14 protein-coding genes and 1 tRNA gene are annotated in these 12656 nt (G+C 52.6%); 6 read left to right on the plus strand and 9 right to left on the minus strand.

The window, feature by feature from the left end:
* Positions 1-553 precede the first annotated feature (553 nt).
* Positions 554-641 (minus strand) — tRNA-Ser (locus tag FHR87_RS00005).
* Between the two features lie 159 nt (positions 642-800).
* On the opposite strand from FHR87_RS00005, the gene FHR87_RS00010 reads away from it, so the two are divergent.
* The 6 genes from FHR87_RS00010 (at position 801) to FHR87_RS00035 (ending at position 4041) form a co-directional block, all read left to right on the plus strand.
* Entirely contained in the window at positions 801-1469 is a 669-nt protein-coding gene (locus tag FHR87_RS00010) for a Bax inhibitor-1/YccA family protein (RefSeq protein ID WP_183164650.1), read from the plus strand.
* A gap of 203 nt (positions 1470-1672) precedes the next feature.
* On the plus strand, positions 1673-2071 hold the full coding sequence (gene tusD, locus FHR87_RS00015; RefSeq protein WP_183165097.1) for a sulfurtransferase complex subunit TusD: 399 nt from the start codon (positions 1673-1675) through the stop codon (positions 2069-2071).
* Entirely contained in the window at positions 2071-2430 is a 360-nt protein-coding gene (gene tusC, locus FHR87_RS00020) for a sulfurtransferase complex subunit TusC (RefSeq protein WP_183164651.1), read from the plus strand. Before tusD ends, tusC begins: the two co-directional genes overlap by 1 nt.
* Positions 2430-2735 carry a sulfurtransferase complex subunit TusB gene (gene tusB, locus FHR87_RS00025; protein ID WP_183164652.1) on the plus strand — a complete coding sequence of 102 codons (306 nt, stop codon included), beginning with the start codon at positions 2430-2432 and terminating at the stop codon, positions 2733-2735. The genes tusC and tusB overlap by 1 nt, the downstream gene beginning before the upstream one ends.
* Positions 2732-3067: a TusE/DsrC/DsvC family sulfur relay protein gene (locus tag FHR87_RS00030; protein ID WP_183164653.1), complete on the plus strand. Its 336-nt coding sequence runs from the start codon at positions 2732-2734 to the stop codon at positions 3065-3067. The genes tusB and FHR87_RS00030 overlap by 4 nt, the downstream gene beginning before the upstream one ends.
* Positions 3064-4041, plus strand: a complete 978-nt coding sequence (locus FHR87_RS00035; RefSeq protein WP_183164654.1) for a glycosyl transferase family protein — start codon at positions 3064-3066, stop codon at positions 4039-4041. The genes FHR87_RS00030 and FHR87_RS00035 overlap by 4 nt, the downstream gene beginning before the upstream one ends.
* Before the next feature lie 213 nt (positions 4042-4254).
* Here the strand turns inward: FHR87_RS00035 and FHR87_RS00040 are convergent, their stop codons facing one another.
* The 8 genes from FHR87_RS00040 to FHR87_RS00075 all read right to left on the minus strand — a co-directional run bounded on the left by FHR87_RS00040 (position 4255) and on the right by FHR87_RS00075 (position 12502).
* Positions 4255-5850, minus strand: coding sequence for an isocitrate lyase (locus FHR87_RS00040; RefSeq protein WP_183164655.1), 1596 nt, complete (start codon positions 5848-5850; stop codon positions 4255-4257).
* 407 nt (positions 5851-6257) lie between these two features.
* Positions 6258-7064: a secretin N-terminal domain-containing protein gene (locus FHR87_RS00045; protein ID WP_183164656.1), complete on the minus strand. Its 807-nt coding sequence runs from the start codon at positions 7062-7064 to the stop codon at positions 6258-6260.
* 132 nt (positions 7065-7196) lie between these two features.
* Positions 7197-7637: a GNAT family N-acetyltransferase gene (locus tag FHR87_RS00050; RefSeq protein ID WP_183164657.1), complete on the minus strand. Its 441-nt coding sequence runs from the start codon at positions 7635-7637 to the stop codon at positions 7197-7199.
* Positions 7630-8793 (minus strand): ribosomal protein uL16 3-hydroxylase, encoded by a 1164-nt coding sequence (locus FHR87_RS00055; protein ID WP_183164658.1) that lies wholly within the window; start codon positions 8791-8793, stop codon positions 7630-7632. Before FHR87_RS00055 ends, FHR87_RS00050 begins: the two co-directional genes overlap by 8 nt.
* A gap of 76 nt (positions 8794-8869) precedes the next feature.
* Positions 8870-10240, minus strand: coding sequence for an adenylosuccinate lyase (purB, locus tag FHR87_RS00060; protein ID WP_183164659.1), 1371 nt, complete (start codon positions 10238-10240; stop codon positions 8870-8872).
* Between the two features lie 73 nt (positions 10241-10313).
* Positions 10314-10940: a high frequency lysogenization protein HflD gene (hflD, locus tag FHR87_RS00065; protein WP_183164660.1), complete on the minus strand. Its 627-nt coding sequence runs from the start codon at positions 10938-10940 to the stop codon at positions 10314-10316.
* Positions 10937-12046 carry a tRNA 2-thiouridine(34) synthase MnmA gene (gene mnmA / locus FHR87_RS00070; protein WP_275944054.1) on the minus strand — a complete coding sequence of 370 codons (1110 nt, stop codon included), beginning with the start codon at positions 12044-12046 and terminating at the stop codon, positions 10937-10939. Before mnmA ends, hflD begins: the two co-directional genes overlap by 4 nt.
* Positions 12047-12061: 15 nt before the next feature.
* Positions 12062-12502 (minus strand): NUDIX hydrolase, encoded by a 441-nt coding sequence (locus tag FHR87_RS00075; protein ID WP_183164661.1) that lies wholly within the window; start codon positions 12500-12502, stop codon positions 12062-12064.
* Positions 12503-12656 lie beyond the last annotated feature (154 nt).

Consider the following 12656-nt stretch of genomic DNA (forward strand, 5'->3'; position numbering starts at 1 on the left):
GCTCGGTTACTTCGATGATGCGAGAATGCATGGCGGGCTCCACGGCGTTGGATTTGTTTTGCCTGGAAACTATCAATGAAACAAGAAAAAGTCACTATAAAATTTCATATTTTTTGTAATTAAAACAACAAAATCCGTAAAAATACTTTTTTACTTTGCATATCTCGCAAAAAACTAGTTTTAGCAACTACCCAACAAAGTGCGTTTGTCAGAATAAACTTGGTGCGCCCTGTTGCTTGCCATGGTCTCGATGGAACATCTGAAACCAAGGTGATTATGCGGTTTAAAGCCAGATCCTTTCAGAATATTCAAGCTTCCAGGATCGAAGCGTGACCGATGCCGAATCCGCTTTACCGACATTTCAGTCTGATACCTGATACGCTCAACTGGCTGCAGAAATCTGGACAGATGATCTGTCCACACCTGGAGAAGGTAGGGAATCAGCACTAGCTGGAAGCCGCTCATTGACTCATTCGAATAATGAAATGGATTCAAGTCGAAGGTAATGAGGCGATATTAAGGAGAGGAAAACGATTGTTCGATCAACTTGAGATGGCGGAAGGGGTGAGATTCGAACTCACGGATAGTCGCCCATCGGCGGTTTTCAAGACCGCTGCCTTAAACCACTCGGCCACCCTTCCATAATGTTGCGCTTTAGGCTTCCTTGCGGAAGCGGTCGACATGGTACAGGATCGAAATACACTGTCAAACTCTTGCAAGTCGATTTTACTGATTTTATTGAAAGCTTTGATAAGGTACGGTTCTGAGTTTTATGAGCTCGCATAATCAGGAGTGTCGCTATGCACGAACATGAATATCAGCTTAACCATGCGCAAGCCGAACAGCAGGTAGTTAGTAAGGTACTGCGCAATACTTATGGCTTGCTGGCCATGACGCTTGCCTTCAGTGGCCTGGTAGCTTATCTGGCCATGCAGATGAAAGTGGCCTATCCGAATATTTTTGTCGTACTGATTGGTTTCTATGGCCTATTCTTCCTGACGGCCAAGCTCCGGGATTCGGGATGGGGCTTGCTTTGCACTTTTGCCTTGACCGGCTTCATGGGATATACCCTTGGCCCGGTCCTCAACATGTATCTGGGCTTGGCAAACGGTGGCGAACTGATTGCTTCAGCCATGGGCATGACCGCATTGGTCTTCTTCGGGTTATCGGCTTACGTGCTGACGACTCGCAAGGACATGAGCTTTCTCAGCGGCTTCATCACGGCGGGCTTTTTCGTTCTGCTAGGCGCGGTTCTGGTTAATCTTTTCTTCCAGATTAATGGATTGCAACTCGCTATAAGCGCTGGCTTCGTATTGTTCTCGTCTGCCTGCATCCTGTTCCAGACCAGCGCCATCATCCATGGCGGTGAGCGCAATTACATCATGGCGACCATTGGCCTGTATGTATCGCTGTACAACCTCTTCATCAGCCTGCTTCAACTGCTGGGTATCTTTGGCAGCGACGACTGATCGATACGGGAAACGCCAGACAGCCCGCTTTTTGTAGCGGGCTGTCTAGTTCCAGTTACTGCAGACTTATCATGAGTTTTTTGCTCACCTTGAAGCCTCGTATTTCGGCCGAATCAACGGACGTTCGCGACTGAAAGCCTGACAGCCCTGCTAAAAACCACTTGCTGCCTTATGATATGGAGACTATGGCAGGACGATTAGTCATGAAATTCGCAATAGCCCTGTTCTCTCCACCGCACTCCCCTTCGTCACGTCGTGCCTTGCGATTTTCCGAGGCACTGTTGTCCGGTGGGCATGACATTATCAGAATCTTTTTCTATCAAGATGGTGTTTACAACGCATCGGCAAATATTGTCATGTCGCAGGATGAATGCGACCTGACAAATGAATGGCGAGAATTCATCAAGCAGCATCGCCTCGATGGCGTGGTATGCATTGCTGCAGCATTGCGCCGAGGCATATTGGACGAGCAAGAAGTACAGCGCCACAATCGCCCTACTTCCACTCCCAACCTGAGTGAAGGCTGGTCATTATCCGGGCTAGGTCAATTTCATGAGGCAGCCCAACAGGCTGACCGCCTGATCTGCTTCGGAGGCCATTGATGGCTCGCTCCATGCTCATTATCACGCGTCATTCTCCCTGGTCCGGAACGTCTGCCCGTGAGGCTCTGGACGTGGTCTTGGCAGGAGGTGCTTTCGAGCTGCCGTTGGGTCTGCTGTTCCTGGATGATGGAGTTTTTCAACTCATCTCTCCTCAGCACCCTTCCTCCATTCAGCAAAAAGACCTCACAGCCAACCTTCAAGCCTTATCATTGTTTGGCATAGATGAGCTATATGCTTCAAACCGCAGCCTTGCCGAACGAGGTATTGCGGCGGACTCACTCAGCTTGCCAGTCAAAATAATGCAGGACGATGAGTTGACCGCTCTTATCAAACGCTATGACCATGTGATAACGATCTAATGGCTACCCTGCATCTGGTTTCTCACTCCCCCTTTACCGATAGCCGTCTGGCAAGTTGTCTTCGTCTTCTGGATAGCGACGATGCCTTGCTATTGATGGGGGATGCGGTCTATGCCTTGTGCAATGGAACGTCTTTTCGTGAAGAACTGGAATCCCTGGCTGCCAGCATCTCCGTCTTTGCGTTAACTGAAGACCTACAGGCCCGCGATCTAACCCAGACTCTTCCTATTCGGGTCAAATCGATAGGCTACCCAGAGTTCGTAAAGCTTTCCTGCCACTACTTGCGCATCAATAGCTGGTTATGAAAAGCCTCCTTGTCGAGGGCAAGCTTATCCAGCTTGACCCGGAAGGTTATTTGCAAAGCCTGGATGATTGGAGCGAATCGATCGCCTCGGCGCTTGCTCAAGGAGAAGGATTGATCCTGCAACCCGAGCACTGGGAAATTCTTTTGCTGCTACGCGAGTTTTACCAGGAATTTCAGCTTTCCCCTGCCACTCGGCCACTTGTCAAATATGTTGCCTTGAAACTCGGCACGGACAAGGGAAACAGCCTGCATCTGAATCGTCTTTTCAAGGGGACCCCGGCCAAGCTGGCAGCCAAACTGGCAGGGTTACCAAAACCGAGCAACTGCCTGTGACAATTACCACTCAAGAAGAACACCTATTCGCTTGTTTCATAAGAATCCTGGGTAAAGGTAAACGAGGCGCTCGTAGCCTTACCCAGGAAGAATCACGCAAAGCAATGGGCATGCTGCTCGACGGCAAAGTCGAAGAAGCCCAGCTTGGCGCTTTTCTGATGCTATTGCGGCACAAGGAAGAAAGTGCCGAGGAATTAGCCGGGTTTACCGAGGCAGTCCGCGAACGCCTCCAGACTCCGTCCATTGCCGTGGACCTGGACTGGCCAAGCTATGCCGGCAAGAAGCGTCATCTACCCTGGTATCTGCTGGCAGCGAAATGCCTTGCCCGGAACGGGGTGCGGATCCTGCTGCACGGGGGTGGAATGCACACCGCTGGCAGAATCTATACGGAGCAGCAACTCGATCTGTTGGAAATACCGGATTGCCAGGATTGGCAGATGGTTGCCAACGCTCTGGATAAAAACCATCTCGCTTTCATTTCATTGGGCATCTGGATGCCACGCCTGCAGGAAATGATCGGACTGCGGCAGCTGTTCGGCTTGCGTTCCCCGATCCACTCCCTGGCCCGGATGCTCAATCCCCTTTCGGCTCGCTGCACATTGCAAAGCATTTTTCACCCCGGTTACCAGCCTGTTCATCAGGAAGCTAGCCGGCTACTGGGTGATACCGCCATTGTCATCAAAGGAGAAGGCGGTGAAATCGAAATCAACCCGGATACTGATTCTCTCCTGCTTGGAACCGAACGGGGCCAAACCTGGACAGAGGAATGGAAAGCGCTTTCGGAGCAACGCCATGTCAAACCGGAAATGCTGGATCTGCAACATCTGCTGGCCGTCTGGAACGGCCGCAAGGCAGACGCCTATGGAGAATTAGCAGTAATCGGAACCATGGCCTTGGGCCTGCGCGGGCTGGGATATCCGCGTGAGCAGGCTCTGGAGACTTCACAAGGCTGGTGGCAGCAGCGCCATCGCTAAAATGAGCGACAATAGTTACTGTCGTTACTGGCACTACCAGCCATCCCACAAAGCAGGATGGCTTTTCCAAGCAGGTTTCACCGAAGAAGGTCGCTACTGGAGCGATATCTCAATCAGCACAGAGCATTGCAAATCTCATCCAGAGAGCAAACCAACTGCTGAAAACTCGATAATTGCGCCACAATGATCAGCAATGCCCTGGAACAAAATGACCTAGTGGAACTGGTTCATCGTATTGTCCTTGCCGCTGGCCTTGAGAGCCGCCTCGCCAGCAAAGTATTCTTTATGGTTATCGCCAATATCGGAACCCGCCATGTTCTGGTGTTTCACGCAGGCGATGCCCTGGCGAAGCTCCTGGCGCTGAACACCCTTGACGTAGGCCAGCATACCGTCTTCGCCGAAATACCCCTTGGCCAGATTATCGGTGGACAAGGCAGCAGTATGGTAAGTCGGCAAGGTAATCAAGTGGTGGAAGATGCCCGCGTCGCGAGAACCGTCTTTCTGGAAGGAACGGATCTTCCCGTCAGCGACTTTGGCCAATTCCGTTTCATCGTATTCAACGCTCATGAGCTTGGCGCGATCATAGGAAGAGACGTCTTTGCCTTCTGCCACCATGGCGTCAAATACCTGTTGGCGGAAGCTCAACGTCCAGTTGAATGACGGGCTGTTGTTGTAAACCAGCTTGGCATTCGGGACAGCCTGGCGAATACGTTTGACCATATTGGCGATCTGGCCAACGTGGGGTTTCTCCGTTTCGATCCAAAGCAGGTCCGCGCCATTCTGCAAAGAGGTAATGCAGTCCAGCACTACGCGATCTTCGCCGCTGCCGGTGCGGAACTGGAAGAGTCCGCTAGCCAGACGTTTGGGACGCAGCAGCTTACCGTTACGATTGATCACGACATCACCGTTTTGCATTTCCGCCGTGGTGATTTCTTCACAATCCAAAAAAGCATTGTACTGATCACCCAGATCGCCAGGTTGCTTGGTCACGGCGATCTGCTTGGTCAAACCTGCTCCCAGGGAGTCGGTCCGAGCGACGATAACGCCATCGTCTACACCCAATTCGAGGAAGGCATAGCGAACCGCATTGATCTTGGCAAGAAAATCCTCGTGCGGAACAGTTACCTTGCCGTCCTGGTGGCCGCATTGTTTTTCGTCGGAAACCTGGTTTTCGATCTGGATACAGCAGGCGCCCGCCTCGATCATTTTCTTGGCCAGCAGATAGGTAGCTTCGGCATTGCCGAATCCTGCATCGATATCGGCGATGATTGGCACGATGTGGGTCTCGTAATCATCAATCCTGGCTTGGATTTCAGCCTCTCTGGTTCTGTCACCGGCACTGCGAGCCGCGTCCAGATCGGTGAATAGCAGGTCCAACTCGCGGGCATCGGCCTGGCGCAAGAAGGTGTACAGCTCCTCGATCAAGGAAGGCACCGCCGTTTTTTCGTGCATGGATTGGTCCGGTAGTGGTCCGAACTCGGAGCGCAGCGCCGCGATCATCCAGCCAGACAGATACAGGTAACGCTTGTTGGTCGTTTTCAGATGCTTTTTGATGGAAATAAGCTTCTGTTGGCCAACAAAGCCATGCCAACAGCCGAGAGACTGAGTGTAGACACTGCTGTCGGCATCGTACTCAGCCATATCCTTGCGCATGATGGCGGCTGTGTATTTGGCGATATCCAGGCCTGTCCGGAAACGGTTCTGAACGCGCATACGAGCAGCGTATTCCGGGTTGATGGCAGCCCAGCTATTACCGGCTTTTTCCTTGAGAGCAGCAATGGCCTTGATGTCGTTTTGATAAGCGGACATGGATGGTCAATCCTTCTAAGTTGAGAGTATTGGTTGAGCACCGAATTTCCAACCTGGAACCTACGTGTAGCGCTGATCAATGCGAGCAACACGCGGCAGAGCGTCGAGGCAGCAAGTATGCAGAAGCAGAGAAAACCGGCAGCAAAATGGCTATAAACCATGGATATGAACGTTTTCTGCCGTCTTCTGAACGATTCGTACCGGCCATCAACTCGTCAGTTCTACCTTGTGGGCAGTACAACCGCGGAATGAGTCGGCTGATTGGCTGAAACACATTCCGGAAACCCTTTCGCCAGGCCCCCTTGTTGGTGGGAGTGAGCTCATCATGCTTTGCCGTTCAGGGCTCGTCAACGATTTTGTAGTGAATTAAATAATTCACTACAAATCTTTCGGTGGCTCCTGAAAGTTCAGTCCAAAACATCAACCTTTAGTCTTAAGGAATAGCTTTGCTGGCCTTGGGATGAGTAGTGATTGAGAATACCGCTACGGTCATTGCTTGAGTTTTCATTGTTTCCAGCGAAATCGATCCACTCGCCCAACTTGCCTGATACCCGCGTCTCGGTGTTTTGCAGATCGAGGACATTTCGGTGATTCCGGTTAACCCGATCATTCTGGCTGCTGAGCGTGACCTGCACCGCATCGCCGGTAATGACTGCCGTTGCGTAGAAACCACGCATGACATCATGGTATTGCGTGTCGCTGTAATACTGCCCGTAAACATCCGAGCTGGTGTTATTCAAGGGCACACGCTGACCTACCTGAATAAGCGCCGGATAGCCTTCCGTAGCCTGCACTTGCTGGACACCGCTATCCTGGCTGCTTGTATTGCGGCGAATGATGCGCACCTGATCACGCTCTCCTGGATACCCTGGCTGATAACCGGCCTCCCCGGGGCTGGATAAGCCATCCACACGATATCCGGAATTCCTGGCGTTGGCAGAATCCTGCCTATCGATACTGATCAACAATTGCCTGGGTTGCTTGTCGAGTTGCGCCAATGTCTGGCGCAACTGCTCGATTACGCCATCGGGAGCATTGACGATCAATTGGTTCCCATAAGCCGTCACGCGCCCCTGATCGCCAACAACCGCTTGCGCGACCGGAAGAACATCTTCGGCCAACTGATAATTCAAATTCAGCACTTCGGTTGCAGCGAACAAAGGCCAGCTGAAAGCCATCAGCAAGACAGCTAAAAAGCTACGCGAGATCGTCATGACAAAGCTCCGCAATCAAGTAGCCAGCACTATACTTGAGCATGAATACAGCGATTTTCTTACAAGCTGCTGGAGCGGAAAAAGCCGTGCGTTTAGGCGATGGATTTCCTGTTTGTCATTGTGCCGGCTACTTCAAGCGCCCTGTTCTGGCCGGCTGACCCGAAGCATTTCCACATGGGGGATTCCCGCTTCAAGAAATTCGTCACTTATGACGTGAAACCCCAGGCGCTCATAGAATGGAACAGCCTGCACCTGAGCGGCTAGCTTCAGCTCTTTCAACCCCATGCTTTCAGCCTTGTGGATGGACGCGCGCATGAGTGCACCGCCTATCTGCATGCCGCGCCAATCGCGCAGCACCGCAACCCGGCCTATGTGGCCATCACGCAGCAGACGCGCAGTACCAACGGCATATTCGTCTTCAAGTGCCAGAAAATGGATCGCATCGACATCTTCGGCATCCCATTCCAATTCGGGCGGGACCGATTGCTCTGCAATAAAAACTGCCTCTCGAATACGACGCAGATCGATATTGTCCCCATACCAATCGGCAATTCGAACCTCGATCTCACTCATCGGCAAACTCCAGGCTTCCTTGTTTCAGCAATTCCAGCAATAAAGTGCAGGCATCTTCGTCACTGAGCCAGTTGCGCAGGTTTTCCGCATGCAGGGCGTTTGCAGAGCAGATCAGTTTGAGCAAATCGCGCAGATGCAGTGGCAGTAAGCGGCTCTGCCCGCTGGCAAACAACAGTAAGCCGATATCTGTTTCGCTCCAGGCCATGCGAGAGAAGGAGTTGCGTGTCAGTACCGCACCGTCATTGAGCGTCTGGACGAATTCGCTTTCCTCCAGATCCAACCCCACCACCTGTTCCGGGTAACGCGGTTCTGTCATGAATTGGCCAAACCAGGTCAATAGCAGGCGCTCATCGCCCATATGCTCGTCAATCAGGTTCTTGAGCCGCTTTATTGAATCCAGCTGAATCTGGTAAGGATCGTCGACCGGCATCAGGTCCGGGTCTCCATAGCGCTCTTCGTCAGGTAGAAACTCACTCAGGAAGTCGGTGAAGTGGGTCAGCACTTCAGCCGCACTGGGCGCTCTGAAGCCAAGGGAATAGGTCATGCATTCGTCTTCTGCCGTGCCGAAGTGGGCAAGACGGGGGGGTAAGTAAAGCATATCGCCAGGTTCCAGAATCCATTCATCGGTTCCCTGGAATTCAGCAAGTATGCGCAAATCTCCATGATCGATGAGAGGACTGTCGCTATCGCAGGATTGACCCAGACACCAACGCCTCCGCCCCTGGGCTTGCAGCAGAAAGACATCGTAGTTGTCGTAATGCGGACCTACTCCGCCTCCCGGAGCTGCATAGCTGATCATCACATCATCGATGCGCCAATTGGGAAGAAACCGGAAATCTTCAATAAGCTCTGCAACCTCCGGTACCCATTGATCGACCGCCTGGACCAGGAGTGTCCAGTCCCTCTCCGGAAGCTTCTGGTAAGTAGTTTCATCGAACGGTCCACGACGAAGCTCCCATGGATGCTCGCCATGTTCGATAACTAGCCGGGATTCAACTTCCTCTTCCAGAGAAAGACCCGCCAGTTCATCGGCTGAAATGAGACTTTGGAATCCGGGAATGGCCTGACGAATCAATAAAGGTTTTTTCTGCCAGTAATCGCGCATGAACTGGTGGGCACTGAGACCACCGAGAAGCCGAAGCGGTTTTTCAGACATCGACAAGACCCTGACTGAATTGGTTATGTAAATAAAAAACGCCCGGCTTTACCGGGCGTATAGCGAAGGGGCGATATCAGATTCGCCTGGCCTGGGCCGCGGCATTACCGATATAGCTGGCAGGGGTAAGCTGATGTAATTCCTTCTTGGCTTGGTCCGGAATCGACAAGCTATCGATAAAAGTTTGCAGCGCCTCCGGGCCGATACCTTTTCCGCGGGTCAATTCCTTGAGTTTTTCATAGGGGTTTTCTACCCCGTAGCGGCGCATGACCGTCTGGATCGGTTCGGCCAGCACTTCCCAGCAGGCATCCAGGTCCTCGGAAATCCGTTGAGCGTTCAGCTCCAGCTTACCGATGCCTTTCAAGGTGGCTTCATAGGCAATGACACTATGGGCAAAGCCTACCCCGAGGTTACGCAAGACGGTCGAGTCGGTCAGGTCGCGCTGCCAGCGGGATATGGGTAGCTTGGCGGCCAGATGCTGCAACAGAGCATTGGCGATACCCAGGTTGCCTTCCGAATTTTCGAAATCGATCGGGTTGACCTTGTGTGGCATGGTCGAGGAGCCGATTTCGCCTGCTACGGTTCTCTGCTTGAAATAACCCAGGGAGATGTAGCCCCACACATCCCGGTCGAAGTCGATCAGGATGGTATTGAAGCGGGCAATTGCATCGAACAGCTCGGCAATATAGTCATGCGGCTCGATCTGGGTCGTGTAGGGATTCCAGGCCAGACCGAGGTCTTTCTCGATGAAGTCCCGGGCATTGGCTTCCCAGTCTACCTGGGGATAAGCGGACAGATGAGCATTGTAATTGCCGACGGCACCATTGATCTTGCCCAACAGAGGAACGCTGGCAACCTGGGATATCTGGCGCTCCAGTCGATAGACCACGTTGGCCAATTCTTTACCCAATGTAGTGGGTGATGCCGGTTGGCCATGGGTGCGCGACAGCATGGGTACATCGGCGAATTGGTGAGCCAGGGCACGTATGGCATTGGCCAACTGCTGCATGAGCGGCAGCAGGACACTATCGCGCCCCTCGCGTAGCATCAGTGCATGGGAAAGGTTGTTGATGTCTTCACTGGTGCAGGCGAAGTGGATGAATTCGCCGACCTTGGCCAGTTCCGGCAGGTTGGCAACCTCTTCTTTCAGCAGATACTCCACTGCCTTCACATCATGATTGGTGGTGCGTTCGATCTGCTTGATGCGTTCTGCGTGCGTAACGGTGAAATTTTCGGCAAGCGTATCGAGTAGACGGTTGGCATCGGCGGAAAAAGGAGCAACTTCGGCAATCCCGCTGTGCGAAGCCAAGCGCTGCAGCCAACGTATCTCGACCATCGCACGAAAGCGGATCAGTCCGTATTCACTGAAGATCGGCCGCAGAGCTGCGGTCTTGCCGGCGTAGCGGCCATCTACGGGAGAAACCGCGGTGAGTGAAGATAGCTGCATAGGGCAATCTCAGGCAGTCGGGATAAAAAAGGGCACATAGGATACATGAGCAAGCATCTCGATACCTGTTGTTTCACTCGGTCCGGCGTATTAACGGATAAAGTGTATCGAGCAACTTGGCTCGACTGAAGATCAATTGCCAACGATGTCCGCCAAGCTGGCGCCATAAGCGCGCAGCCCGTATGCCGGCAAGCAGTAACGCTCGGATCATGGCCGCCTTGTCCGATTGCTGCAGGTAGCGCATATCGCCATGCACCTGAATACGCTGGCGAAAGTTGCTGAGTGTGTCCTGATACAAGCTGCCGAACGAGGCAATCACATTTTCGTGTGTGATACCGAAATGCTCAACCTGCTGCTGGATCTGGTCAAGACGCTTGCTAATCAGTTGCAACATATCGTCCCGCTTGGCCAGGCGCCGCTCCAAGCCGATCATCGCCAAGGCATACTTCAAAGGTTCCCGCTGCAAAGTACTCGCATCACGTTCCAGTGCTCCGACCAGGGCACGATATCCCTCCTGCAGTTGGATATCCGAACCGCCATATATTTCCTGCGTGGTTTCCGGGTTACGCACCAACAGACTGCCAAGCAGGCAACCCAATTGCGCAGCCGGTAACTGCCCTGTCCGAGCTACCTGGTCTGCAAGCACGGCAGCCTGGAATATGGCCCCCAGCGCGATCAACTGTTCTTGCCGAGTGCTCATGACAGATTCTCCAGGGTCGTCCAAGGTATGGCACTGTCTATAACACCGCCTCCCAAGCATATTTCGCCATCGTAGAGAACGACCGATTGACCTGCGGTTACTGCGCGCTGCGGTTCATCGAAGGTCACGATATAGCCTTCGGATGTTTTACTTATCGTGCAAGGTTGGTCGCCCTGGCGGTAACGCACTTTTGCTGCCAGCCGACGAGGCTTATCCAACTCCACGGGGTTGACCCAATGAATTACCGAAGCACGCAAGGCTCGCGAAAATAGCCATGGATGATCGTTACTCTGACCGACAACCAAAACATTGCGCTGCAGATCCTTGGTCAGTACATACCAGGGAGCCTCACCTGCATTCTTTAGCCCGCCAATACCCAACCCCTGGCGCTGCCCTATCGTGTGATACATCAATCCCTGATGCTGGCCGATCACCTTTCCTTCGGTAGTTTCGATGTTGCCCGGTTGGGCTGGCAGATATTGCTTGAGGAAATCGCTGAAACGTCGCTCGCCGATAAAACAGATTCCGGTCGAGTCCTTTTTTTTGGCTATGGCTAGACCGAATTCATCGGCAATTGCTCTGACCTTGGGTTTTTCAAGCTCCCCTACCGGAAAGAGAGTGCGGGCAATCTGTTCACCACCGACCGCATGCAGGAAATAACTTTGATCCTTGTTGGGATCGCGGCCTTTCAATAATTCGCTATGACCTGCAACATCCCTGCGACGGACATAATGCCCTGTGGCTATCAGATCGGCGCCAAGCATCAGGGCGTAATCCAGGAATGCTTTGAACTTGATTTCTCTATTGCAGAGGATATCCGGATTCGGTGTTCGTCCTGCCTTGTATTCGGCCAGGAAGTGCTCGAACACATTATCCCAGTACTCTGCGGCAAAATTTGCCGTATGCAGTTTGATCCCGATCCGCTCGCATACAGCCTGGGCATCGGCGAGATCGGCCTTGGCCGTACAATATTCAGTACCGTCATCTTCTTCCCAGTTTTTCATGAACAGGCCTTCTACCTGATAACCCTGCTGCATGAGCAAAAGAGCAGAAACCGAAGAATCGACACCTCCGGACATGCCGACAATGACGTGTTTGCCGTTCAAGAAAAATTCCTTCAGCTAAGCCAGAATCATTGAGAGTGGATAGCGGTGCCCGGCCAGATATTGCTCAATGACACCTATGACCATATGGCTGCGCAGCCGGGCAGACTCATGGCGAATTTCATCCGGCGCAAGCCAGAGTGCCTGGGTGATACCTTCATCCAGCGCACGAGCCGGATCATGTGCGATAGCCTGACCATAAAAGGTGGTGCGGTAATAGGTAATGCCGTTGGCTGGCGCCGTGTATAGAGCTATCCCGACAATACCTTGAATTTCTACACTCCAGCCGGTTTCTTCCAGGGTTTCGCGCTTGGCCGCCTCGATCAGTGTTTCACCTTGCTCAAGATGCCCAGCCGGCTGATTCAGAACCAGGCGCCCTTCCTCACACTCTTCCACTAGCAGAAAACGGCCTTCGCTCTCCACTACAGTTGCGACAGTAACGTGTGCATGCCAGTTCATAGAGATGTTCCGGGTTTCACCAGGCAATGGTTATTCATTATACGGAGTACGAATCGCTGATGGCCGATGAAGCCCGAGCGGTTCGCTTCATAAAAAAGAACCCCGGCTGATACCGGGGTTCTTTTCGACTCAAATCAGTGAGAAGTCACTGATT

Source organism: Azomonas macrocytogenes (genome assembly GCF_014191985.1).
Taxonomy (GTDB): domain Bacteria; phylum Pseudomonadota; class Gammaproteobacteria; order Pseudomonadales; family Pseudomonadaceae; genus Azomonas; species Azomonas macrocytogenes.